Here is a 24,878-nt window from a genome sequence, read left to right on the forward strand (position 1 = left end):
TCCGTTGGAGACGCCAAACCAAGAAGAGACGCAAGAAAAAAAGAAAAACTATCCGCAAGTTATAGCAAAAGCTCTGTTAAAAATAATTCTGGGCACGCTAATCTTTGTGATGGTACTGGTGGGCGTGCTCTTCATGGCCCTCCGGATTCCTAGTGTCCAGACCCGGGTGGCCCAAAAAGCCGCTGAAATCATCTCTGAAACCATTGACCACCAGGTGACTATTGGTGGGGTTGACATTAGGTTCTTCAAGAGCGTGGTACTGAACAAGGTACGCGTGCTGGACCGCCAGAAGAAAACCCTTTTCTATGTGGGGGAACTGGAGGCAGACATTGGCCACTTCAACCCTTTCTCCCCAGACAGCCTTTATATTTCCTCGCTCACCCTCACCCAACCAGAGGCCAACCTGATCCAGTACAAAGGTTCTGACACGCTCAACATGAGCACGTTCATCCGCTCCCTGGGCAAGCTCATAACCACAGACACCGCCCAGGCCAAGAACCCGTTCAAGTTCAAGATTGATGAATTGGTGCTCAAAAACGGTCATTTCACTTACCATGACTACAATGAGCCTTTTTCTGACTATGGAGTAGACTATGACCATCTGGACCTGGAACGGATCAGTGGCAGGTTCTCTGAACTGGATATCAAAGGTGACACTTTGTACGGCCAAATCACCAACCTCACCACCCAGGACAAGCGCTCCGGCGCCTTCCTCAAAGAACTCGACACCCGCATGGTTTACGCCCCCACCTTCTGGGAATGGGGCAAACTGAACCTGCGGGTGAACAACAGCCATCTGGCCAACTTTGTACGGTTTGATTACCGGCGCTTCGGTAATTTTGTGCACTTCAATGACAGCATAGAAGTCACCGCCAACTTTGACAGCACCTATGTCACCTCAGATGACATCTCCATGTTTGCCGAGGTGCTCAAAGACTGGGACGAGAAGGTCCTGCTCTCTGGTAATGTAAAAGGCAAAACCAACAGCTTCAGAGCTCAGAACGTTGACATCAGATACGGAAAAAACACCCATATCAAAGGAGATATAAGTGCAGATGGCCTCCCAGATTTCAGGAACACCTTTGCTGACCTGCACCTGGAGGGCAGCACCCTCAATGCCCGTGATCTGAAACGGTATATTCCGCAACCCGCCTATGACATAGCCGCACGGGCGGGCACCATTCAACTGGAGGGAGACTTTACCGGTTTCTACAATGACTTTGTAGCCAACGGGGCATTTAAGACGCCGCTGGGAAATCTGCAGTCTGACATCAACCTGAAGTTTGACAAGCAGAACGCCAACCACTCCTCTTACAGCGGGTATGTAAAGACCGGCGGGTTTGACGTTGGTGGCCTCATTGGGGACAGAAGCATCATTAAACGGGTGGCGCTAGACGGCAGAGTGAAAGGCAGCGGATTCTCCTTTGAAACCGCTCACCTGCAACTGGATGCCACTATCAATGCCATTGACCTGTACAACTACAACTACCGTAACATTGTAGTAGACGCAGACCTGAGCCGGGAGACCTTCAACGGTGATTTGAGCATTAAGGACCCAAACCTTGCCCTCACCGCCCATGGCAAGGTCAACCTGCAGAACAACAACCAGATTTTTAACCTGAGCGTGCAGTTGAAACGCGCCAACCTGAAAACATTAGGGCTCACTGATCAACAGATCTACCTGGAAACAGACGCAAAGGTAGACTTTACCGGTGTGAAACTGGATGAAATAAGCGGTACCGCCACCTTTGAAAACACTTTCCTGAGCTACCAGGACCAGAAAGTGGCCATTGACTCTCTGGAGGTGGTCTCCCATTTCCATGACGGCATCAGGGAACTGCATGTAGGCTCAGAGCTGCTGGCCTTGCGGGCAGGGGGGAATTTTCAATACAGTACCCTCTTTGCTGACCTCAAGACCCTCTATGAAGAGTACCGGCTGAACTTCAGGAATGACCCGGTGGCCCTGGCCAATTACTACCGCCGCAAACCGGCTACACCGCCCGCGCCGTATGAGGTGGAACTGGATGTGCTTTTCAGGAGGGTGAACCCCTTGCTGCACGCCTTCGCCCCTGAGGTTTCCCTTTCAGACTTCACCCACATGGAAGGCTCCTTCAGAAACGGGCCAACCGCCATCCTCTCCCTGGTGGGCACGGTTGACACGGTGTACTACGGCAAAAACCAGTTCTACAAGAACCGGGTAGATTTCACATCGTCTAAGCTTTGGAACAGTGCAGATGTATTGGCCAACGCGGTGGTGACATCAGAACGGCAGAGGCTGAAAGGTGCCGGTGACACAGAAAACCTGTACGTAGAAGGGGTGTGGAATGACCGCTTGATCAGTTTCTCCAGCAACATTGCCCAAACCGGCACCACCAACCGCGCCAACATCAGCGGAAATGTGGCGTTTCACCAGGATGATATTCAGATTGTCTTTAACCGCTCCAACATCAATGTGCTGGACCGCGTCTGGACCATCTCCCCCAACAACACCATTGTGTTTGAAGACGGTGACATCAACTTCAACAACATCATCTTCTCAAACGGGCCCCAAAGCATCACCCTCACCGGGGCGGTCTCCAGAAATCCGCAGCAGCTGCTGACCGTTGCTATCCAGGATTTCCAGCTCGAAAACCTGAACCCTTTGCTGCCAGACAAGATCAACGGTCGCCTGAACGGGGAGCTGCTCCTCAGAGACCTCTACCAGAACATCATCATGTCTTCGCGCATGACGGTAGATTCTTTCATGGTTGACAATCTTCTGATAGGAAACGTTACCGGCACCACCGCCTGGGACAATACCCGGGAACTCCTGAATGTAGACGTGGGAATTAGCCGCGACAACCAGAAAGTGCTGTCCCTCACCGGTACCTACAACCCAGACGGGGGGGCGCAGGAACTGGATCTTATGGCGGTCATGGATGACGCCCAGATTAAAATTGTGGAGCCCCTGCTTAAAACCATCATGACAGATATGAGCGGTACCATGGCGGGCAGAGTTAGGATTTCTGGGAAACTCTCCGGGCCAATCCTGAAAGGTTCTGTGATGGTGACAGACGGTTCTTTTGTATTCAACTACCTCAAAACCAAGTACACGTTCTCAGACCGCGTCTACTTCAGTGAGAACGACATCTCCTTCCGGAATGTACGGCTGCGGGACATTTACAACAACACGGCCATTCTGAATGGCGGGGTCTTCCATGACGGCTTCAGCAACATGGTGCTGGATCTGAAAGCCATCTTCACCCGCTTCATGGTACTGAACACCACCCGCGAAGACAACCCCATGTACTTTGGTACCGCCTTTGCCACGGGAGAGGTCACCGTGTTGGGGCCCACTTCAAACATGCGGGTAGACATCAAGGCTAAAAGTGAGAAAGACACCCAAATCTCTATTCCGTTAGACAACGCCACCTCACTGGAGCAGCAGAACTTTATCAGTTTCATCAATACCAACCCGGCCCTCAGAGACACAGCCGCCGCTACCGGGGTTGTTCCAGAGAAGAAAGGCCTTGATCTCTCAGGCATCAGGCTCAACTTTAACCTAGACATTGATGAAAACGCCTACCTGGAACTCATCTTTGATGAAAAAACAGGAGACATCATCGCGGCCGCGGAAGGGGGAATATCAGGATGGACATTGATACCCGCGGTGAGTTCTCCATGTACGGCACCTATGAGATCATACAGGGCCGGTACAACTTCACCCTGCTGGGGCTGGTGAACAAAGAATTCAACATAAGGCCGGGGGGAACCGTGACCTGGAACGGAGACCCCCTGGAAGGTCTGCTCAACATCACGGCCACCTACACCCAGCGGGTGTCGTTAGAACCAATTCTGGCCTTGGGAGCTGCCCAAACACAGTCTGGGATTACCTGGGGCCGGTATCCGGTAACGGCGGTCATGGATCTGGACGGCCCCCTCACCACGCCGCAGATCAGGCTGAACCTGGAGTTCAATGACACTCCCAGTCTGCTGGAAGACCAGATCACCAACTACCTGAACACCATCAGGAATGACGAACAGGAACTAAACCGGCAGGTTTTCTCGCTCCTGGCCTTTAAACGCCTGTCGCCGCAGAACGAATTCCAGGTGGCCGTGGGCGATTTGGGCAGCAGCGTGGGGGAACTCTTCTCCAACCAGTTCAGCTACTGGCTTTCCCAGATAGACCCCAACCTGGAGGTTGACATTGGGGTGAGCGGCAGCGGTGATCAGGTGCTGGATGACATTCAATTGCGCCTCAGTTATACCTTTTTGGAGGGCCGTTTGCGCATTACCCGTGAAGGCAGCATCAACAACAACCAGGTGGGCAACAGCGGCAGAACCACCGCCATTGGCGACCTCTCTGGTGAGTTCTACCTGAGCAAGAGCGGCCAGCTGCGGTTACGGGTCACCCACCAGACCACCCCGCGGGATTTTGAGGCCAACACCACCGCCACCAGACAAACCATTAGTGTGCTGCACCAGGCCAACTTTGACAACCTGGGGGAACTCTGGCGCAGCATCTTCCCCAAGAAGATCAAGGAACCTGCCCGCCAGATTATTGACGAAGACGAGCGGGTACCAATTATCAACCCAAATTAATTGCATTCCTGTTTTCGGCCTGTTTTTCAGAAAACAGCCCGAAAACAGGAATGCTGGTTTCTAAGAGGAATTGAAGAACTGCGAACAACCATGTTGTTCAGTTGAGGCAAGCGCCAGACGGTGCAGGTAAAAGCAGCTTTGGCGTTCGGGGCGGTTAAGGGAAATGGGCCATGCCAGGTTATATAATAGCCAGGGGAAGGCTCGGTAAGGCAGAGTAGCATTGGCCTTCCTGTCAATATGATTTCGGCCCCATCTCCTGTTCCCAGCCTGCTGTAATACCAGTCCTTTTGCTTCGTTTATAAGGAACCGGTGTCTACATCTGGCTTTGGCAGAAGGACTTCCCGGTTCTGTTTCTGACCTATTTTTCTGAAAACAGGCTAAAAACGCTCAGGGATCCGGTCTTGTTCTAAATAATTGCTATTTTTGCGAGCATACATCCTATGGCAGCAAAACCGCTAAAACATACCCGTAAGAAGAAGCTGGGCAACTACCCGCACACCATGGTGATTTTCAGCATTACGCTGGCGCTGTTTGTGATTGGTTTGTTTGGGTTACTGCTTATACATGCCGGTAAACTCTCTAATCTGGTAAAGGAGAACATGGAGGTGCAGGTGTACCTTGACCGTGACCTTACCCCCCTGGAAATAGAGAAGCTGAAAAAAACGCTGGCCCGCAAAGAATACATAGCCTACCAGGAGGGCAAAGCGCAGGTAACGTTTTTCTCAAAGGAAGACGGTGCCCGTGAATTCATAGAAGACAGTGGGGAGGATTTTTTGACCTTTCTGGGGGAGAACCCGTTGCGGGATGCCTTCATTTTGCGCATCAACCCTGAATTTGCCACTTCGGCCCAGCTCAAGAAAATAAAGCATGACCTGCAGAACACGGTGGGCGTGTATGAGGTGGAGTACGTAGAAAGTCTGATTGACTCCATTAACCAGAACCTGAGACGCCTGAGCATTGTGTTGCTCTCGTTTGCGGGCATTCTGGTACTGGTGGTCATCATTCTCATCAACAATACCATCAAACTGGCATTGTTCTCCCAGCGGTTCCTGATCAGGAGCATGCAGCTGGTGGGGGCCACCTCCTTCTTCATTCAGAGGCCGTTCCTGAACCGGGCGGTTTTTCAGGGAATTATCAGCGGCCTGCTGGCCTCCCTGCTGCTGTTTGCCCTGCTCCAGTATGCGTACCATGAAATAAGTGAGCTGTACGTGCTGCGTGATGAGCGGCAGATGGTGATTTTAATGGCGGCCCTGCTGGTGCTGGGTGGTTTACTGGGCTTTTTCAGCTCTTACCGCTCAGTAAAAAAATACCTGAGAGCTTCTTTAGACGATTTATACTAGGATTAACAACACCCCATGGATACTAAGAACACCAACCTTTTCTCCTTCGGAAAAAGAAATTACCAGATCATGCTGTTAGGTCTGCTGGTGATGGCCATTGGCTTTATCATCATGGCCCTTGACTCTGAACCTTACGGTTACGGTTTCCTGGGCCTTACGCTTGGCCCCCTTGTACTGGTGGTTGGGTTTATCATTCAATTCTTTGCCATTCTGGCCAAACCTAGAAAAGACGCTTAATGAGTATCTGGGAAGCCATTATCCTTGCCATTGTAGAAGGATTGACAGAGTTTTTGCCGGTTTCTTCTACCGGCCACATGGTGATTGCCTCCAGCCTTATGGGGATCAGCGCCTTTGAATTTACTAAAATGTTTACCGTCACCATTCAGTTTGGGGCTATTCTCTCAGTGGTGGTGCTGTACTGGAAGCGGTTCATCAACTCCTTTGATTTTTACAAGAAGCTGCTGGTAGCGGTGGTTCCGGCCTTGGCCATTGGTTTTGTGCTGAAAGATGTGGTAGACGCCATGCTGGAGCGTGTAGAGGTGGTGGCCATTAGCCTGGTGCTGGGGGGGATCATCCTGATCTTCATTGACCGCTGGTTTAGGGAGAAGACCAACCCTGTAACCACCCCCAGTTATAAAAACGCACTGGTGATAGGCTTTTTTCAGTGCCTGGCCATGATTCCCGGGGTTTCCAGGTCTGCCTCCTCTATCATTGGCGGCATGACGCAGAACATGACCAGAAAAGCGGCCGCCGAGTTTTCGTTCTTTATGGCAGTGCCCACCATGCTGGCCGCAGCCGGTTACAAAGTGGTGACAGACCTCCTGCACCTTGAAATATCTGATCTGCTCACGTTTGACCTCCCCAAAATTGAGGCGGGTTTTAACGCCATTACCCCCCAGGAATGGCAGGCGCTTCTCATAGGCAATGTGGTGGCTTTCATTGTGGCCATGGCCGCCATCAAATTCTTTGTTGGCTTCCTGACGAAATACGGGTTTAAACTATTTGGGTACTACCGTATTATAGTGGGTCTGGTGATTTTAATGCTGTTGGCCTTTGGGGTAGACATTCAGGTAGTATAATGCAGGAAGAACGCAATTTTGATTTTGAGGCAGGGGCGGTCCTGTTGATCAACAAACCCCTCACCTGGACGTCTTTTGACGTGGTGAAGAAAACCAAGTTCACCCTGCGCATCAAAAAAATTGGCCACGCCGGCACGTTAGACCCCCTGGCCACCGGTCTCTTGATTCTCTGCACTGGCAAATTCACCAAACGCATTGAGGAGATTCAGGCACAGGAGAAGGAATACACCGGTAAAATGGTGCTGGGCCACACCACCCCTTCCTTTGATCTGGAAACCGAAATCGACTCTACCTCCCCCACAGACCATCTCACAGAGCAGATGATCAGAGAAGCGGCGGCTTCGTTTGAAGGGGAGATTGATCAGGTGCCCCCTATTTACTCGGCGGTAAAAGTAAACGGGCAGCGCGCCTACACCATTGCCCGCAAGGGCGGCGAGGCCGAAATCAAAGCAAAGCGCATCACCATCAAGCAGTTTGCCATCACCTCTGTTGACGGCAACCAGATTGCGTTTAAGGTAGTTTGCTCCAAAGGAACCTACATCAGGAGTTTAGCCCGGGACCTGGGCGGGAAACTAGGGTGCGGCGCTTACTTATCTGAGTTGGTGCGCACCCGTATTGGCGATTACAAATTAGAAGAGGCCATGAGCCTGGAACAAGTACAGGAACTCCGCGATAAACTTTTTGCCCAGCATGATCGTCATCCGGGAGCTTAACCAATTTCCTTTACTTGCGCATGCGGTGGTGACCTCTGGCACCTTTGACGGCGTACACGTGGGCCATCAGAAAATACTGGCCCGGCTTACTGAGAGTGCCCGCCAAAGCACCGGGCAGAGCGTGGTGATAACGTATTGGCCGCATCCGCGCACGGTCCTTAACCCTCATGATGACTCCCTGCGTCTGCTCTCCACCATTGAAGAGCGCATAGAGGCGCTGGAACAGTTTGGGGTAGACTATCTCCTGATACTCCCGTTCACCAGAGAATTTGCACAGCTCACGTCTGAGGAATACATCCAGCAGATACTGATCAACACACTGCACACCAAAAAACTGGTCATTGGCTATGACCACCGCTTCGGGAAAAACAGGGAAGGCGGGTTTGATTACCTGCAGGCCAACGCCCGCCGGTACGGCTTTGAGGTGGAGGAGATTCCCAGGCAGGATATTGACGAGGTGGGCGTGAGCTCCAGTAAGATCAGAACCGCTTTGGAGAAAGGCGATGTAGAAACCGCCGCCCGCTATCTTGGTCGCCCCTATACCCTCTCAGGACGGGTGGTGGAAGGGAAAAAATTAGGCAGAACCCTGGGCTACCCCACCGCCAACCTGCAACCCCAGGACAAACTGAAACAGGTGCCGGCCATTGGTATTTACGCGGTCATGGTAAAAACCACATCTGGCAGCTTCAAAGGCATGCTCAGCATTGGCACCAACCCTACCGTGAACGGCTCTTCCCAGACCATTGAGGTCCATCTCTTTGATTTTGAGGGGGAGCTCTACGGCCAGGAAATCACCCTCTCCTTTATTGCCTACATGCGGCCTGAGGAGAAGTATGAGAACCTGGACCTACTGGTCCGGCAGCTGCACCAGGACAAAGCCACCGCCTTACAACTGTTAGGATAATTCAGTCTTTTCCGTAACTTCACCACGGGCTTTCACGATAGAAAGGGGAAGAAGGCAGCCCAGATTAGGTTTGTCAGTTCTAACGTTCCTGTTCTATGTTCAAAAGCATACTCGCTGTGTTAGGCGGGGCAGCCGTAGGTGTCTTCACCATTGGTCTGGTCCAGTACCTTGGGCACCAGTGGTACCCCACCCCCGGCAACCTTTCCCTGGATGACACGCAGGCAGTGGGCTCCTATCTTGCCACTGCCCCAACCGGCGCGCTCCTCCTGGTGCTGCTGGCCTACGCCCTCGGTTCCTGGTTTGGCGGTATGGTGGGCGCCCGCTATGCCCCCGCAAAACCGGTGGTACATGCGCTGGCAGTAGGGCTGCTGCTCATGCTTTCAGGAATTGCCAATCTGCTGGTGATTCCGCACCCGCTCTGGTTTAGCATTGTTTCTTTGCTGGTGTACCTGCCCATGGCATTTTTTGGGGGCATGATGTCCTCCAGGAGAATTCCATAGGTATTCCTGTTTTCAGGCTGTTTTTCTGAAAACAGGTCTAAAACGCACATTCTGAGAAAACTGGGCCCTAGCTGCCCTTTCAAATAAGATAACTTTCCATCTCTACTTAGAGTCACATGATCAACAAAGTAGTACAAGACGCCGCTGCCGCCTGCCATGACATCCCTTCTGGCGCCACCCTCATGCTGGGGGGGTTTGGGCTCTGCGGAATTCCTGAGAACGCCATCCAAGAGCTCCTTCGGTTGGGGGTGAAAGACCTTACGTGCATCTCCAACAACGCCGGGGTAGATGATTTTGGGATTGGGCTGCTGCTGCAGAAACGGCAGGTTAAGAAAATGATCTCCAGCTACGTGGGTGAAAATGCCGAGTTTGAGCGCCAGCTGCTCTCCGGGGAGCTGGAGGTGGAGCTGATCCCGCAGGGAACGCTGGCCGAGCGCATCAGGGCCGGCGGCGCGGGCATTCCTGCCTTCTTCACTCCCGCCGGCTATGGCACTGAGGTGGGGGAAGGCAAGGAGAGCCGTGAGTTCAACGGCAAAATGTATCTCATGGAAACCTGGCTTAAGGCAGATTTCGCGCTGGTCAAGGCCTGGAAAGGAGACACGGCCGGCAACCTTATTTACAAAGGCACCGCCCGCAATTTTAACCCCATGATGGCCGCCGCCGGCAAAATCACCATTGCCGAAGTAGAGGAACTGGTTCCTGTGGGCGAGCTGGACCCCAACATGATCCATACCCCCGGCATTTACGTGCAGCGCATTTTCCAGGGGAAGGACTATGAGAAGCGCATTGAACAACGTACCATTCGGTCTTAACTAGTACTCATTTTGAACAGTATGCCTTTAGATAAACACGGAATAGCGAAACGCATAGCCCAGGAACTGGAAGACGGGTTTTATGTGAACCTGGGGATTGGAATTCCCACGTTAGTGGCCAATTATATACCCGAGGGAATGAATGTGGTGCTGCAGAGTGAGAATGGCCTGTTGGGCATGGGCCCCTTCCCTACTGACAGTGAGGTAGACCCAGACCTTATCAATGCCGGGAAGCAAACCGTGACCACCTTGCCCGGCTCTGCCCTTTTCAGCTCGGCAGAAAGCTTTGCCATGATCAGGGGCGAACATGTGCAGCTGACCGTGCTGGGCGCCATGGAAGTCTCTGAACGCGGAGACATTGCCAACTGGAAGATCCCGGGCAAAATGGTGAAAGGCATGGGCGGTGCCATGGATCTGGTGGCCTCTGCCAAGAACATCATTGTGGCCATGCAGCATACCTCAAAAGACGGTCAGTCAAAACTGCTCAAGACGTGCTCCCTGCCCATCACCGGTTTGCAGTGCGTTAAGAAAATAGTCACAGATCTGGCCGTACTGGAGGTGACAGCAGATGGCTTTAAGCTTCTGGAGAGGGCTCCGGGCGTAACGGTAGAACAGATTCTGGCCGCCACTGAAGGCCGTTTGCTGGTAGAAGGGGAGATTCCTGAAATTAAAATTGCCTGAGAGTTGTTACCACTTCGGCGCAAGCCGTACCTCTAATTTTGTGTTTTTGACCTGTTTTTCAGAAAACAGGCCAAAAACAGCGTATAGATACTTGTTCTTAAAACAAAAGTGCCAGCTTACCTTTGTGCTTAGAGCATGTTAAAATTGTCTTCTGCGCTTTAAAACGGCACCAGAATAACCTGGCTTTGCCAGAACCTTTTGCTTCTGTTTTAATGCCGGTGCAATAACTCTTTAAACAAGCTCTAACTTGCGGCGGAAAGCAGCAACCATCCTGGGAGGGGGCTGGGTATAAAGATTTCCTCCTTTTTCACCTCTTCTGTGTTGGCTATGGCACAGAAAAGAAAAGCAACCAGCAATATGAGTGAGACAACTGAACACAAATTAATACTAAGACAACTTACCCAGGCAGATTATAAAGAGGTAAAGCAGATCATGGAAATGGTCTACACCAACCTGGGCGGCTCCTGGACCCAAAAAGAATTCAACTCCCTGCTCAAACGCTTCCCAGAGGGGCAGCTGTGTATTGAGGATAAAGGACGGGTGGTGGCAGCCGCCTTGAGCTTGATCGTTGATTATTCTGAATACGGCGACAAGCACACCTATGAGCAGATTGTGGGCGGTGGCAAGTTTGACACCCATGACGCAGACGGCGACACCCTGTACGGCGTAGATGTGTTTGTGCACCCAGACTACCGTAACCTGCGCCTGGGACGGCGTTTGTATGACGCCCGTAAGGAGCTCTGCGAAAACCTGAACCTGCGCGGCATCATCCTGGGCGGCCGCATACCCGGCTACAAGGAACATTCTGACAAGATGACGCCGGGCAAGTACATTGAGCAGGTGCGCAACAAGGAGATCTATGACCCTATCTTAACGTTCCAGCTGAGCAACGGCTTTCACGTACGGAAGATTATCAAAGGCTACATGCCCCAGGATAAGGAGTCTAAAGCCTATGCCTCCTTGCTGGAATGGATCAACGTGTACTATGAAGAAAAGGAGACGCTGGTAGGCGGCACCAAGAAAGTGGTACGCATTGGGGTAATCCAGTGGCAGATGCGCCAAATGAACTCCCTGGAGGATTTTGAGCAGCAGATTGAGTTCTTCGTGGACACGGTAAGCTCTTACAAGGCAGACATGGTGCTGTTCCCTGAGTTCTTTAATGCCCCGCTCATGGCACTCACAGATGAGACCACCCCGTCTGCGGCTATCAGAAAGTTAGCCGATTATACAGACGGCATACGGGAGCGCCTCATTCACCTGGCCCTCTCGTACAACATCAACATCATTGCGGGGAGTATGCCGGAGTACATAGACAACAAGCTCCACAATGTAAGCTACCTCTGCCGCCGCGATGGCACCTGGGACAAACAGTACAAGCTGCACGTTACACCAGACGAGGCCCATTACTGGGGAATGCGCGGCGGAAATAAACTGAATGTATTTGACACCGACTTCGGGAAGATAGGGATTCTGATCTGCTATGACGTAGAGTTCCCGGAGCTGGCCCGTATGCTGTCTGACCAGGAGATGAAAATCCTGTTTGTTCCGTACCAGACAGATACCAAGAATGCGTACTTGCGGGTACGGCACTGCGCCCAGGCCCGTGCCATTGAAAACGAATGCTATGTGGCTATCACCGGCAGCGTGGGCAACCTGCCCCGGGTAGAGAACATGGACATCCAATACTCGCAATCAGCGGTGTTTTCGCCCTCAGACGTTGCTTTCCCGCATGATGCCATCATTGCAGAGGCCACACCCAACACCGAGATGACCCTGATCGCCGACCTGGACCTGGAGCTTCTGAAGGACCTGAACACCACCGGCAGCGTGCGTAACCTGCGTGACCGCCGGAAGGATCTCTACAACCTGAGCTGGCTGCACCAGAAAGAAGATGATTTAACTGAGATTTAGAGAAAGTAGCTCAGAAACAGGAACGGCTGGCCACATGGCCAGCGTTCCTGTTTCTGAGCGGTTCATTGCAAGAGGAGACGTTGGGGAGCTTGTGGAGAGGGGTTTGTATTGCAGGTAAAGCTTAAGAACAAAGAACTAGGTGCTGGTGCATTAACTTCAATCTTTGGCCAAGGACTGTGATTGTCTCTAAAGCTTCTGTTTTGGGGCTGTTTTTTTAAAAATAGACCAAAAACGGCAACACCAGCTCAACCTTTCCCACCTAAGTAAAACGGAAAAAGTAATACCAGGGAAGTTCTTTAGATTTTAAACCGGCAGACGTATTAGAAGGTACATCTCCTTTAACGAAAGCTTTTTGACCTGCTTAACAAAAGGCGCTGCTGTTTTCGGGCTATTTTTCTGAAAACAAGCCAGAAACAGCGTCGCCTGCCTAGCTCTTCGCCACTAGTTATAAACGTTAAACTGAAACGCCAACCACGGTGCCAGTTTTTTTCCTATATCAAACTTGCCTTGCTTCTTTTATGGTTGTCATACCAAAAGGCCAAAAGAAGGCCAATGAGGTAGCCTATGATACCTCCTATAATCAGGTGTTCTTTTAAAACGGGCTTTGTTGGCTTTTGGATAGGAGCGAAACCTACTACTACCTGCACGATCTCCAAGGTTTTTAACCTTGACCGAAGGTATTCCTGCTTTTCAACTAAATTCAAACCTGTCTCATACAAACCTGCCTGATCTACCAAGTCACCCTTCACCAGTTCGTTTACCGGCTGTTTAAGCCTTTTGAGAGAGATGGATGACTGTTTAGCACTGTCAAGGGACGCAATATCATATTCCAGTTTGGCAAGCACGCGTTCCATGTACTCCCTCTTTGCGCCGGTACTTTTGGTGAAAAAATCATTTTTGTTAAAATAATGCACGAGCCCTTTCTGGAGAGGAACAAAAATTGTCTGGTCATAGACTTCTGCTTCTATGCTGAAAGGTCCGCCATATATCACGGTATCTACCTCTTCTGAGAATTGATCCAGGTTAGAAAATTTGAGGGACTTGATGAAAGAGGCTTTGTCTTTGCTCATGTTAAGGTTGGCCGAAATCTCATCTAAATTCCCATCCATCACTAATTTGTTCATTCTTTCAACTTCCCCCTTGAAATAGTCATTTCTTATTTCAGCAGGCGCCAAGGTCATGGTACTAATAAAATATTTCCGCTTTACCTGAAAAACCAGCTGCCCCGCCCCTATCCCAAGAAGGAGTGTAAGAACAAGCAGGAAAAAATAGTTAAAGTTGATAATGGCAGTACGTTTCAAGCCAGATAAAAGCCTGTGGTAAAGCTGGTTGAGCTTTCTCAAAACCAACCTGAGATCTATTTCATCTGAATAAACGGAAGCGGGCTTAGACGGCTCCCTAGTACTGTTGTCCATAAAATGCTGAAGAAAACTAATGTAAAGATGAGGATTTTAAGAAAATGAACAAAAGTAAATGAACTTGGGCCCATCTTTGGTTAGTGACAGGTACTGGTATTGCGCAGATTGACATTTGTGCTGAAAATCAATCTAGCGCCCACCTGCCTCTCTCCAATTTGCCAGCCAAAGCGCACCTAGGCTGCGCAAAAAGAGCTTAACCTAGACCTGACGCTGCTCTTTTTCGCCTGCAAAACCAAAAGCTGATCCTGCTTTAGCTGAATAGAAAAGTGGTTCTACCCCAGCTGACCAGGTCTAACAGAGAAATTTGACCATAGTCCCTGATACACTTTCCCCGGTACTTGGCTTTTGACCTCCTGAACAGCCGGCTACAGCAGATTGCTCCCCCCTGGCCCGCTCTCCCAGGGTGTACCCTTCCTGCTAAAGTTGCCCTGGCCCTTTGACGTTGCCTATTTGTTTGGTTACTTTGTTACAGTAGAACCAACCTCTCTTTTTTATCATTAAGACCAATAGGCCTAGGTGCGGCTTTGATCTTGTGTCCCGTTTTCTCTAATGTTTTTAAAAGGAATTTACTGGGATTTTTTAGAAAAGGTCCTTAACCAGGGAATTGGTTTGATTGTTTCAATTATCCTGGCCCGCCTCCTGTCACCTGAAGACTTCGGTTTTCTGAGCATGGTCATGGTGATTGTAACCTTTGCAAATGCGTTTATGGACATGGGCTTTAGTACCGCTCTTGTGCAAAAGCAGGAAATCACGGAGGAGCAGTATTCCACAGTCTTCTACTTAAACCTAATGGTTGGCTTGCTGCTGTCTGTATTGATATTTGCAAGTTCAGGAATGGTTTCAGATTTCTATGGAGAGCCTTCCTTGGCTCCCTTGATTCAAGGAATCTCCCCGGTTTTTCTCCTCAATGCCTTTGCGTTAATACAGACCTCTAAACTCTTAAAAGCCATTGATTTAAAACCCCTGGCCATTTACAGGGGCATAGCAGTGGCTGTATCTGGGGCAATAGGCATTGCCATGGCTTACCTGGGGTATGGAGTATGGAGCCTGGTGGCACAAAGCCTGCTCAATACAATAATTTTCACGCTGCTTCTATGGCTTTTCTCCCCCTGGCAGCCAACATGGACTTTCAACCTTTCTTCTGTGCGGGAGTTATGGGCTTTCGGTTCAAAAATCTTTCTGCCCACGGTGCTTGAGAATATCTTTAGCCGTTTAGATGTCTTTATCATTGGAAAGATTTTTAATGCTTCGTCACTGGGGTATTATACACGGGCCCAATCCCTGAATAGCCTGGTGGTGCATTACAGTTCTGGGAGCATTACAAAAGTATTTTTCTCTGTAATTAGCAGGCATCAGCATGATATAGGGAAAGTGGTCTCCGTTTATAAGAAATCCCTAGTAACGGTTTCCTTTTTAGCGTTTATCCTGTTAAGCATTTTATATGTTTCTGCAGACCATATCATTCTTCTCCTGTTCACCTCAAAATGGAGTCAGTCTATTGTCTATTTCAGAATTATGCTGTTAGGGGGGTTTGCTTACCCGTTAAGCTCTATCATGGTGAACCTTATCAGTGGCCGGGGAAATTCGTCAGCCTTTCTTAAACTAGACATGATAAAAAAATCAATTCTGCTTCTGGTTTTTATTATCGGGTTTCAGATGGGTATTACTGCTTATCTGTACGGGATGGTCATCTTTTACTTTATTTCGGTTTTAGTGAATATGTTGTTTGTGAGCAGAGATATCAGTCTGTCTATGGGCACACAGGCCAGAATGATAGTTCCTTATTTCCTGCTGGCGTTTATCTCTGGTTTTGCGGCAATGCAGATTAAAACGTACCTTTTGCTACCCAGAATCTTATTGTTGGGGCTGGAGGCGTCTACCATCCTTTTTCTTTATATAGGGCTTAATTTGATTTTTAGAACGGAAGCGTCACTACTTATCAAAGAAAAATTTTCAAATATTCTGAGCCAGAAAGGCAAGTAACCTTAAACTAATTTACCTTTACATTCAATATCCTTCACCATTTGCTTCTTGTTCAAGCATTTTTGAAGTTCATTAAAAGAACCCTCTCCTAACACTGACTCTCCCCGCTAAGATGCTACAAAAGATAAAAAGCCTTGCTTATAGGGTTATAACAGGTGTTTTACCAGCCAGAAGACAATGTATTGTTTGCAACAGTAAAATATTTTCATTTAAGGCTTTATCACCTCATTACGCCCAAAAGCTGAAGGAGTATGGGTGGCCTTATTCTTTTGATGATTTTGAAACTCTCAATGTGCAGGAGTACCAATGCCCCCGGTGTGGTTGCTCAGACAGAGACAGGCTGTATGCGCTCTATATGAAGAAGGTAATTGACCCTCTGGTGCCTTACAGACTGCTGGATATTGCCCCCGCCCCGGCCTTAAGAAGCTTTATCAAATCCTTCCCTAACATCACGTATAGGTCGGCTGATCTTTATATGCATGACGTAGATGATCAGGTAGATCTTACTGATATGCATTTGTATGAAGACAGTAGCTTCCATGCGTTCATTTGCTCCCATGTTTTAGAACATGTGCCAGATGATCAAAAAGCAATGAAGGAACTATACCGGGTCCTGAAACCTGCGGGTTGGGGAATTGCCATGGTGCCTGTTCTCTTATCTATTGAACAAATTGATGAAGAACCCACCCTTGAGTCTATACCTGAGAGGTGGCGACGCTTTGGACAGGATGACCATATTCGCCAGTTTTCTAAGAGTGGTTTCGTGGGCAGACTTAAAGGAGCTGGCTTCAAGGTTAGAGAATGGACGGTGAAGGATTTCACCCCAGAGGAGTTTATAAAAAATGGCATCAGCCCACGTTCTGTTCTGTACATAGTTTCCAAAGAAAATGATTAATGTAACTAAACCGTTTCTGCCCCCTAAGGAAGAATATGACACCTATTTACAGGGCATCTGGAAAAGGGAATGGTTAACGAACAATGGTCCGCTGGTCAATGAGTTGGAGCTAAGGCTAAAGGAATATTTTGAGGTACCTCATCTGTTCTATGTAAGCAACGGCACCATAGCCTTACAGATAGCAATCAAAGCACTAGGGCTGACCGGGGAAGTCATCACCACCCCGTTCTCTTATGTTGCCACTACCAGTAGCATTGTTTGGGAAGGCTGCACCCCTGTCTTTGTTGACATTCACCCAGGCACGCTCAACATTAACCCTGCGCTTATAGAGGAGGCCATCACCCCCCGTACCACTGCCATTCTAGCCACGCATGTGTACGGGAACCCGTGTGATGCAGAAGCTATTGAAGCGGTGGCCGCAAAACACAACCTGCGCGTCATTTATGATGGAGCCCATGCTTTCGGTTCAAAAATAGGCACGGGTTCCGTCTTCCACTTTGGTGATGTTTCAACGCTGAGTTTCCATGCCACTAAATTATTCCATACCATTGAAGGGGGCGCCATTGTCACCAAAGACCCTGAAACCGCAAAAAAAATAGCCTTCATGAGAAACTTTGGCCACAATGGGCCAGAAAAATTCTCCGGTATAGGCATCAACGGCAAGAACAGTGAGTTTCATGCCGCCATGGGGCTCTGTAATTTAAAATATGTTGATGAAATTCTTCAAAAAAGGAAAGAGCTGTCAGAGCGGTATGACCACATGCTTCGTAGGCTAAAGGTGCAACGCCCTTCTGTTCTTTCTAACCATACCGCAAACCATGCTTACTACCCTGTCATTTTTGAAGACGAACCAGCTTTGCTAAAGGCTATTGAGGCGTTACATGGTGTCTATGTCTACCCTAGAAGATACTTCTACCCTTCTCTGGAGACACTGGAGTACATCACTACAGCTTATCCGGTGCAGACATCTGGCGATATCTCTAAACGGGTCCTTTGCCTGCCTTTGTACCATGAGCTTTCTGTTGAGGAAGTAGACATGATTTCAAGGGCCTTGTTAAGAGCCCAAAACTATTAGCCCATGATCATTATTGGAGCCAACGGCCATGCAAAAGATCTGCTGCAGGTTCTAACAGCCAATGGCGAAACTTCTGGCTTGTCTTTTTTTGATGATGTGACCAGAGACCTTCCCCCGCAGCTTTACGGACGCTTCCCTATCCTTAGGTCTATAGACGAAGTAGGCCAGATTTTCAGGAATGACAATCGATTTGCGCTGGGGGTGGGCCAACCTAAGATTCGGTTCACCTTAGGTCAAAAATTCACAGAGTTAGGCGGTTCTTTGGTTTCTGTTATTGACCATAAGGCAGACATTGGCCAGTATGGGGTTTCCCTTGGCACGGGGTTGAATGTTATGTCAAAGGTTCTAGTCTCTAATAGTGTGCAGATTGGGGAGGGTTGCTTACTGAATGCTGGCGTGCAAGTGCACCATGATGTGGTGGTAGGGAAGTACACAGAACTGTCACCCGGTACTATAGTAAATGGCGGGGCAACCATAGGTGATTTCTCTTTTCTAGGGGCGGCTTCTACGGTGCTGCCCAAGGTGAAGATTGGTATAAATGTAGTAATAGGGGCTGGGGCGGTAGTTACCCGGGACATACCTGACCATTCGGTAGCGGTGGGGGTACCAGCCCGGGTAATTAAAACGAATACTAGCGAATGGCTCCCAAGGTAAGCGTCTGCATGATTGCCTACAACCATGCAGACTTTATAGTACAGGCAATTGAAGGGGTGCTCATGCAAAAAACAGATTTCCCGTTTGAGTTAATCATTGGGGAAGACTGCTCTACAGACGCGACCCGATCCATTATCAAAAAATATGGAGAAACTTTCCCGGAAAAAATAAGGCTTCTGCTTCCTGATACCAATGTAGGAATGATGAAAAATTTCCTCCAAACCCTTGATGCCTGCAAAGGAGAGTACATTGCCTTATGCGAAGGTGACGATTATTGGACGGACGAGCTAAAACTACAGAAGCAAGTAGACTTTTTAGATCAAAACCCTGATTTTTCTATCTCCTTCCACAGGGCAAGAATTGTTATGGAGCCCAGTGGCAACGAAGAGACCTCTAATTTAGACCAACCTCCTGTTTCTACCATAAAAGACCTCTTTAGAGAAAACTTCATTTTCACAGCCACCTGCCTTTTCAGAAATCATCTGGTTGCGCCCTACCCAGCTTTTCTTTTAAAAGCTGCCATTGGTGACTGGCCGCTCCATATTTTAAACGCTCATAAAGGTAAAATAGGCTTTTTGCCAGAGGTAATGGCGACGTATAGAGTGCATTCAGGGGGAGCCATCTCCACCGCTTATGCTTCTACCGCCAAGGTAAAAACCATGTTGACTAAGAATGTTGCCACCTTTCAGGCTCTGGATGCCTTCCTGAACTACAGTTACCATAAAAACATACAGCAGACAATATCAGGGTTTTATCTCCACTTAGTGAAGATAAACTTACAGGAGAAGAATAAAAAGGAAGCTGTCCAGAACAGTTACAAGGCCCTGCAAGCAAACTCCAGCATAAAAAGATGGGCGGTATGGCTGTTTTTGACACTTGTGCCTGGCACACGTGTACCCCAAAAGTTCTTGAAAATTTAAACAGTTGGGGAAAGATGAAAGTAAGTAAGCGAGCTGTTTAGAATTTTGAAACTGAAGGAAAAGGCGGCTATGTAAGTTATTCAACCTTCGTTGGTTTCTGTTTTTCGCTGTTTCTGTAAAACAAGCCCGAAACAGAATCAGCATCTTTGCGAATGGACTCTCTTTCATAGTTCCAAGCCATTATGAGGTATTGCTCCCGATCATAGAAGCTTCGTTGAATTTTCTGTTTTTTTGCATTTAAAGTGTCTTGGCTGCGCAAGCGGTGTTGGCGGTGTTGGTGTCTACGTTTTAGGCCCAGTTTCACAAAAACAGCCCTAGAACAGAAGCTTCCTTTTTCTAAAAAAACTAGCAGACGCTTGCGCCAGGGAAAGAAAGAAAGAAAAATTCTGAACAGCTTCCTTTCCAAAAGGTATGGGAAGCAAAAATTTTTCTGGTATGCTTTTATTATTCTACACAGGAAGGCCCCGCTTCTGTTTTTGGCCTGTTTTCATAAAACTAGGCCAAAAACAGAAATAGTTTTTCTGAGGCCCCATTTAGGAGAGTGTCACTCTCTACCAGGTTGGAGGCTTTCAGTTTTATAAAACTTGCTAACCGTGTAAGATTCTACTTTTCCAATCTCAACCTCTCTTTTTATTAACGTATTTTTGCTTTCATTCCTTTTCTTTCATCAGAGCTTCTATTTTTGGGGCTTACATCAAGAATAGAAGTATCTTCTAAATCTAAGATTGCTTTAAGAGCATGTTTAAATTTGTCTTTTGCGCTGCAAACGGGTATCAAAAGAACCTGACTTTGCCTTTTTCTCGCACCATAGCGGGGCGTATGCTGCTCAAAAAAGGCTATAAAAGAACCTTGAGCTCCCCGTTTTCGCTTGCAAAATCAAATTTTAAACAAGCGCTAAAAGTAAAAGGAAGGCACAATGATGTGTGGTAATAGAAGACATTCTTGCCTCCAAACATATAAGTTAAAAAAAGAACTTTACTCTGATTGAGTTAGAATAACTTAAAATTTCTTTCCTACAGAGAATCTACCATTCAGACCAAAAGCATGACTACCCCTCTCGTTTCCATAGCTATGGCCACCTATAATGGTGAAAAGTTCTTGGAGGAGCAGCTTGCTTCTATTTTTAACCAGACGCACCCAAATCTGGAGGTGGTGGTCTGTGATGACATTTCTACAGACAGAACCATAGATATCCTTCAGCAGTACGCACTCACGCACAACTTAAAATATACAGTGAACAGGGAACGGCTGGGGGTGGTACAGAACTTTTCAAATGCAATCAGTATGGCCAGCGGTGACTATGTGGCGCTGGCCGATCAGGATGACGTGTGGCTTCCCACTAAAATTGAAAACTCTCTTCAAAAACTGCTGCTGCTAGAAAGGCAAAGCTCCCCTTTGACACCGGCCCTTGTCTTTACTGATCTGCAGGTGGTAGATGAACAGTTGCAGCCCCTCTACCCCTCTTACTGGGAGTTTATGAAGCTTAATCCTTCTAATTGGTATTTAAATAGAATTTTGGTAGAAAACGTCATGACGGGTTGCACAGCCCTTATGAATAAACCGCTGCTTGAAATAGCACTCCCTATCCCTAACCAGGCGCTCATGCATGATACATGGCTTCTTCTAACGGCTGCCAGTTTTGGGAAAGTGTCCTTTTTACAAGAGCGAACAGTGCTGTACAGACAACACCCCCAGAATGTAGTAGGTGCCCGGCAAAGTAGCCTGAAAAATAAATTCCAGAGCGCTTTAAGTAAAATCACCCGGAACAACTTTTCCCTTTTAGGTGCTGAAATTGAACAAGCAGCGGTTTTTTATAACAGGTACTCTTCAAAACTCAACTACTTCCCTGAGAAAAAAAATGTGCTTAAAGCGTTTATCTCCCTGCAGAAGGTAAACTTCTTCAGGAGAAAATTTCTAATTTTGAAGTTCTCCTTTTTTGGAAGCTCTTTCAAAAAAGCACTTAATGTGCTGGCAAGGGCATAATATTACATTAACAGAGCAAAACTCAGGTATGTCTTTTCTGCCCCAGATTTATACTGTCCTCGTGAATTATAAAGGATGGGAAGACACCCTTGAATGTTTGGAGAGCCTGTTAAAGCTAGACTACCCTCACAACAAGATTATGGTAGTTGACAATGCATCTCCTGATAACTCCTTTCAGCATCTTATAAATTGGGCCGGTTCTTACTTTAAAAATGAACCCTCTGCCTTTGCAGTGCTTACCTGTAAGCAAGTGCTCGAGGTTGACACTGTTGCTTTGGAAGCAACAACAAAGCTGTTTTTCTACCAGTCAGATCAAAATGCAGGATTTGCCGCAGGCAATAATATAGGGATCAGATTTGCCTTACAACAAAACAGCGCTGACTTTCTTTGGTTATTGAATAATGACACGGTTGTAGACAAGAACTGCCTATCTGAGTTGGTGAAAGAAGCGTTATCAGTTGAAAGTAAAAAGAAGAAGGTGGGCATCTGGGGATCAAAAATCCTGTACTACCATGCCCCTGACACCATTCAGGCCTTAGGAGGCAAACTTTCATTGAGAACCTTTACCTCCAGCCATATTGCAGAAGGTCTAAAGGAGGCTGAAATACCAGAACGAATCCAAGCCCCAGATTATATTGTGGGTGCCTCAATGTTTGTAAGCAAGACTTTCATTGAGCAGGTTGGCTTACTGGATGAGAGCTACTTCTTATACTTTGAAGAACTGGATTGGGCTGAGAGGGGAAGGCGCAAAGGCTTTACACTTGGTTTTGCCCGGCAGAGTAAGGTGTTCCATAAAGAAGGACGTTCTATTGGCTCCAGTTCTTCAGGAAAGAAAAAAAGTGAGTTAGCTGACTACCACGGCATCAGAAGCAAAATCATCTTCTTTAAGAAATTTTATCCGGAACGCCGCCTGCAGCTGTTCTTTCTCTTAATGGCCTCTGTTGTTTTGAGATTGGCCAGGTTTCAGTTCTCAAGGGCAATGACCACGCTACGCCTAATGTTAACATCTAGATAAAGGATGGCCCCCAGCTATAAAATATCTGCTTCCAGTTGGTTGGTAACACTGCTGTTGCTGGTGCTTCTGTTTAGTGGTTTTATCACCAATTTCCTCTCTTTTACAGAGATAAGCTTAAGTACAATTGTATTTGATCTTCTGATTTTCCTTTTACTACTCCATACTGGCTTAACCCTTTATGAGCTGACCCTACAAGCGGGGAAAATGAACATCTCGTATGTTTTCTTTGCAGCATTTTGGTTTTTCCTGTTCGTTCTCACCTTGATTAAAACCATTACATTAGATGTGAACCCGCTTCTGGAAAGGCTTTTTGGAATAAGAAACAACCTCGTATATGCTGCCAGCATACTGTATGTCCCGCTTCTTTTCAAAAAAGAACGGCAGATAGGCAGGAGCATCAGACTCTTATATCTGGCAGGCGTACTGCTTTGTTTGTTTGCGATTTTCCAGTTTATTTTCTCTTTCAAACTTCCTATTAGCTTACTGGTACTTAGAGGGGAAGTGACCTTTAGTTTTGTAGAATTTTCTATAGTCAGGCCTACCGCTTTATTGGGCAACACCATTATTTTCGCCAGCTTCACCATTATCCTGTTTTGTATTCTACTACCTAAATACCTCTACCAGAAAAGAAAGATAGATCTGTTTTATATAGGAATTACATTACTGGCCAATGTATTGACCTATACCCGCGCCGCCTTATTTGGAGCCATTTTGTCAGGAGCCATCATCTATGTTCTGTGTTATGGCCGGTTTACCTTGAATTACCTTATCAAGTTGATACTGGGCTTTTCTCTTTTGGTCCTGGCCCTGGTTGGCATTGGCAATTTTTTTAAGGATTCTTTTTTGGTCAGAAGGGTGACGGGGGTGGAAGAAGGCACCATAGGTTCTACAGATGAGCATTTCAGGCAGATTTTTAATTCTATAGATTACCTCAAAGAGCACGTTGTAGCAGGCGCTGGAATAGGTACGCAAGGGCAGAGTGGTGATCCGGAGAAGAAAATTGTCACAGATGGCTACTGGTTTCAGTTGTTTCTGGAGAATGGCCTGCCATTAGGGTCTCTCTATTTTCTCTTTTTCGTGATCAGCGTTGCCTACTCCCTGCTGCTTTTCTTTAGGTATGAAGACCAACGGCTAAAGCAGCTTTGCCTGACTTTTATTGGACTCTCAGCTTACTTCTTTGCTGCCAGCCTACTGAATTCTGCCTTGAGCAGTAGAGTAAATTTCTTTTTGTACTGGTTGCTGTTTAGCTTTCTGTTAGCTCAGCAGATCATTGTTAAAAATAATACAAATGCCCTCCATCGTAATTGACGCCAGAATGGTAAACTCATCTGGAATTGGCGTTTACATAAAGCAGACCATACCGTACTTACTCCCATTGGCCAAGGTGATAGTTCTTGGCAGGAAAGAGGAATTGCAAAAATTTAGCTGGGCCCCGCAAGTTACTATCATACCTATATCAGCCCCCATCTATTCCATAAAAGAGCAGGTGGAGTTGTGCTGGAAGATCCCAACTTGTGATGTCTTCTGGTCTCCTCACTATACTACCCCACTTCTTCCTATAAGGGCCAAAAGAAGGCTGGTAACTATACATGACACCTACCACCTGGCCTACAGGCAAAACCTAACCCTCAAGCAAAAAATATATGCTACCTTTTTTTTGAATGCCGCGGTAAGGGTGGCAGATCAGGTGGTAACTGTTTCAAATTTCTCTAAAAAAGAGATCACCCACTATACCCATTGTGCCCCTGAAAAAATTACCGTCATTCACAGTGGGGTAGATAAAAGCATTTTTCATGAAGATTTCAGTGCTACGCAGATAAAAGAACTGCGTAGCCAGCTCCCTGCCCTGCCCAAACAGGACTACCTTTTGTACGTGGGCAATGTAAAGCCCCACAAGAACCTCAAAACGCTTCTGGCAGCCTATGCCCTACTGCCCCTGGCGCTACGTCAAAAATTCCACTTGGTAATTGTAGGTCAGAAACAGGGCTTTCTGACCCCAGACCAGGAGGTGTTTAAACAGCTGGAGAGGCAGCCGGAACTAAAAAACTTTGTTCATTTCACCGGCTTTGTGCCAGATTCTCTTTTGCCGTTACTCTATAAATGCGCATCTTTGTCGGTTTTTCCTTCTATTTATGAAGGGTTTGGGCTGCCGCCACTGGAGTCTATGGCCTGTGGCTGCCCAGTGGTGGCATCTACTTCTGCCAGTATCCCAGAAGTTTGCGGAGACGCCGTGTTATATTTTGACGCGTTGAATGTAGGTCAGCTTAGGCAGCAGATGGAGCGGGTGTTGCAGGACCAACCCTTACAGGCTGAGTTAATCCAGAAAGGGCGGGAAAGATGTCTGAAATTCTCCTGGGAAGCATCTTCTTTAAAGCACGTTCAGTTGTTTAAAAAGCTTCTGGAGACGGTTTAGA

Annotated in this window: 23 protein-coding genes; 21 read left to right on the plus strand and 2 right to left on the minus strand. The window is 47.8% G+C overall.

Features of this window, described 5'->3' with window-relative positions; genetic code table 11:
* Positions 1-4: 4 nt before the first annotated feature.
* The 11 genes from A8O25_RS24200 to A8O25_RS06020 all read left to right on the plus strand — a co-directional run bounded on the left by A8O25_RS24200 (position 5) and on the right by A8O25_RS06020 (position 12,521).
* Positions 5-3,721 (plus strand): translocation/assembly module TamB domain-containing protein, encoded by a 3,717-nt coding sequence (locus A8O25_RS24200; RefSeq protein ID WP_479559375.1) that lies wholly within the window; start codon positions 5-7, stop codon positions 3,719-3,721.
* Positions 3,631-4,581, plus strand: coding sequence for a translocation/assembly module TamB domain-containing protein (locus A8O25_RS24205; protein ID WP_082893488.1), 951 nt, complete (start codon positions 3,631-3,633; stop codon positions 4,579-4,581). The genes A8O25_RS24200 and A8O25_RS24205 overlap by 91 nt, the downstream gene beginning before the upstream one ends.
* A 440-nt stretch (positions 4,582-5,021) precedes the next feature.
* Positions 5,022-5,921, plus strand: a complete 900-nt coding sequence (locus tag A8O25_RS05980) for a cell division protein FtsX (protein WP_066832098.1) — start codon at positions 5,022-5,024, stop codon at positions 5,919-5,921.
* Between the two features lie 15 nt (positions 5,922-5,936).
* Positions 5,937-6,158 carry a DUF3098 domain-containing protein gene (locus A8O25_RS05985; RefSeq protein WP_066832100.1) on the plus strand — a complete coding sequence of 74 codons (222 nt, stop codon included), beginning with the start codon at positions 5,937-5,939 and terminating at the stop codon, positions 6,156-6,158.
* Complete coding sequence (locus A8O25_RS05990) at positions 6,158-7,000, plus strand: undecaprenyl-diphosphate phosphatase (RefSeq protein ID WP_066832102.1); 843 nt, start codon at positions 6,158-6,160, stop codon at positions 6,998-7,000. Before A8O25_RS05985 ends, A8O25_RS05990 begins: the two co-directional genes overlap by 1 nt.
* Positions 7,000-7,713 (plus strand): tRNA pseudouridine(55) synthase TruB, encoded by a 714-nt coding sequence (truB, locus tag A8O25_RS05995; protein WP_066832104.1) that lies wholly within the window; start codon positions 7,000-7,002, stop codon positions 7,711-7,713. Before A8O25_RS05990 ends, truB begins: the two co-directional genes overlap by 1 nt.
* Complete coding sequence (locus A8O25_RS06000) at positions 7,691-8,617, plus strand: bifunctional riboflavin kinase/FAD synthetase (protein WP_066832107.1); 927 nt, start codon at positions 7,691-7,693, stop codon at positions 8,615-8,617. Before truB ends, A8O25_RS06000 begins: the two co-directional genes overlap by 23 nt.
* Positions 8,618-8,712: 95 nt before the next feature.
* On the plus strand, positions 8,713-9,117 hold the full coding sequence (locus A8O25_RS06005) for a hypothetical protein (RefSeq protein ID WP_153042612.1): 405 nt from the start codon (positions 8,713-8,715) through the stop codon (positions 9,115-9,117).
* Between the two features lie 116 nt (positions 9,118-9,233).
* A complete protein-coding gene (locus A8O25_RS06010) occupies positions 9,234-9,929 on the plus strand; it encodes a CoA transferase subunit A (RefSeq protein ID WP_066832111.1) in 696 nt (231 codons plus the stop codon).
* A 21-nt stretch (positions 9,930-9,950) separates the two neighbouring features.
* Entirely contained in the window at positions 9,951-10,610 is a 660-nt protein-coding gene (locus A8O25_RS06015) for a 3-oxoacid CoA-transferase subunit B (protein ID WP_066832113.1), read from the plus strand.
* A 357-nt stretch (positions 10,611-10,967) separates the two neighbouring features.
* Positions 10,968-12,521, plus strand: a complete 1,554-nt coding sequence (locus tag A8O25_RS06020) for a GNAT family N-acetyltransferase (protein WP_377047721.1) — start codon at positions 10,968-10,970, stop codon at positions 12,519-12,521.
* Positions 12,522-13,012: 491 nt separating this feature from the next.
* Here the strand turns inward: A8O25_RS06020 and A8O25_RS06025 are convergent, their stop codons facing one another.
* Positions 13,013-13,645, minus strand: coding sequence for a hypothetical protein (locus A8O25_RS06025; RefSeq protein WP_153042613.1), 633 nt, complete (start codon positions 13,643-13,645; stop codon positions 13,013-13,015).
* Between the two features lie 843 nt (positions 13,646-14,488).
* Between A8O25_RS06025 and A8O25_RS06030 the strand changes: the two genes are divergently transcribed.
* From A8O25_RS06030 to A8O25_RS06050, 5 genes are all read left to right on the plus strand, one after another.
* Positions 14,489-15,922 (plus strand): lipopolysaccharide biosynthesis protein, encoded by a 1,434-nt coding sequence (locus A8O25_RS06030; RefSeq protein ID WP_066832119.1) that lies wholly within the window; start codon positions 14,489-14,491, stop codon positions 15,920-15,922.
* Positions 15,923-16,034: 112 nt separating this feature from the next.
* A complete protein-coding gene (locus tag A8O25_RS06035; protein WP_082893482.1) occupies positions 16,035-16,817 on the plus strand; it encodes a methyltransferase domain-containing protein in 783 nt (260 codons plus the stop codon).
* Positions 16,810-17,892 (plus strand): DegT/DnrJ/EryC1/StrS family aminotransferase, encoded by a 1,083-nt coding sequence (locus A8O25_RS06040; RefSeq protein ID WP_066832121.1) that lies wholly within the window; start codon positions 16,810-16,812, stop codon positions 17,890-17,892. The genes A8O25_RS06035 and A8O25_RS06040 overlap by 8 nt, the downstream gene beginning before the upstream one ends.
* Positions 17,893-17,895: 3 nt before the next feature.
* Positions 17,896-18,546, plus strand: a complete 651-nt coding sequence (locus A8O25_RS06045) for a NeuD/PglB/VioB family sugar acetyltransferase (protein ID WP_066832122.1) — start codon at positions 17,896-17,898, stop codon at positions 18,544-18,546.
* Complete coding sequence (locus tag A8O25_RS06050; protein WP_066832123.1) at positions 18,531-19,466, plus strand: glycosyltransferase; 936 nt, start codon at positions 18,531-18,533, stop codon at positions 19,464-19,466. Before A8O25_RS06045 ends, A8O25_RS06050 begins: the two co-directional genes overlap by 16 nt.
* 76 nt (positions 19,467-19,542) lie before the next feature.
* Here the strand turns inward: A8O25_RS06050 and A8O25_RS06055 are convergent, their stop codons facing one another.
* Positions 19,543-19,872, minus strand: a complete 330-nt coding sequence (locus tag A8O25_RS06055) for a hypothetical protein (protein ID WP_066832124.1) — start codon at positions 19,870-19,872, stop codon at positions 19,543-19,545.
* 332 nt (positions 19,873-20,204) lie between these two features.
* Between A8O25_RS06055 and A8O25_RS22885 the strand changes: the two genes are divergently transcribed.
* The 5 genes from A8O25_RS22885 (at position 20,205) to A8O25_RS06075 (ending at position 24,877) form a co-directional block, all read left to right on the plus strand.
* Positions 20,205-20,396 (plus strand): hypothetical protein, encoded by a 192-nt coding sequence (locus A8O25_RS22885; RefSeq protein ID WP_153042614.1) that lies wholly within the window; start codon positions 20,205-20,207, stop codon positions 20,394-20,396.
* 114 nt (positions 20,397-20,510) lie between these two features.
* On the plus strand, positions 20,511-21,449 hold the full coding sequence (locus A8O25_RS06060) for a glycosyltransferase family 2 protein (protein WP_082893483.1): 939 nt from the start codon (positions 20,511-20,513) through the stop codon (positions 21,447-21,449).
* Positions 21,403-22,464, plus strand: coding sequence for a glycosyltransferase family 2 protein (locus A8O25_RS06065; RefSeq protein ID WP_153042615.1), 1,062 nt, complete (start codon positions 21,403-21,405; stop codon positions 22,462-22,464). Before A8O25_RS06060 ends, A8O25_RS06065 begins: the two co-directional genes overlap by 47 nt.
* A gap of 3 nt (positions 22,465-22,467) precedes the next feature.
* Positions 22,468-23,772 carry an O-antigen ligase family protein gene (locus A8O25_RS06070; RefSeq protein ID WP_066832127.1) on the plus strand — a complete coding sequence of 435 codons (1,305 nt, stop codon included), beginning with the start codon at positions 22,468-22,470 and terminating at the stop codon, positions 23,770-23,772.
* Positions 23,753-24,877 carry a glycosyltransferase family 4 protein gene (locus A8O25_RS06075; RefSeq protein WP_066832129.1) on the plus strand — a complete coding sequence of 375 codons (1,125 nt, stop codon included), beginning with the start codon at positions 23,753-23,755 and terminating at the stop codon, positions 24,875-24,877. The genes A8O25_RS06070 and A8O25_RS06075 overlap by 20 nt, the downstream gene beginning before the upstream one ends.
* The last annotated feature ends 1 nt before the right edge of the window (position 24,878 follow it).

This window comes from Rufibacter ruber, assembly GCF_001647275.1.
In the GTDB taxonomy this organism is placed as follows: domain Bacteria; phylum Bacteroidota; class Bacteroidia; order Cytophagales; family Hymenobacteraceae; genus Nibribacter; species Nibribacter ruber_C.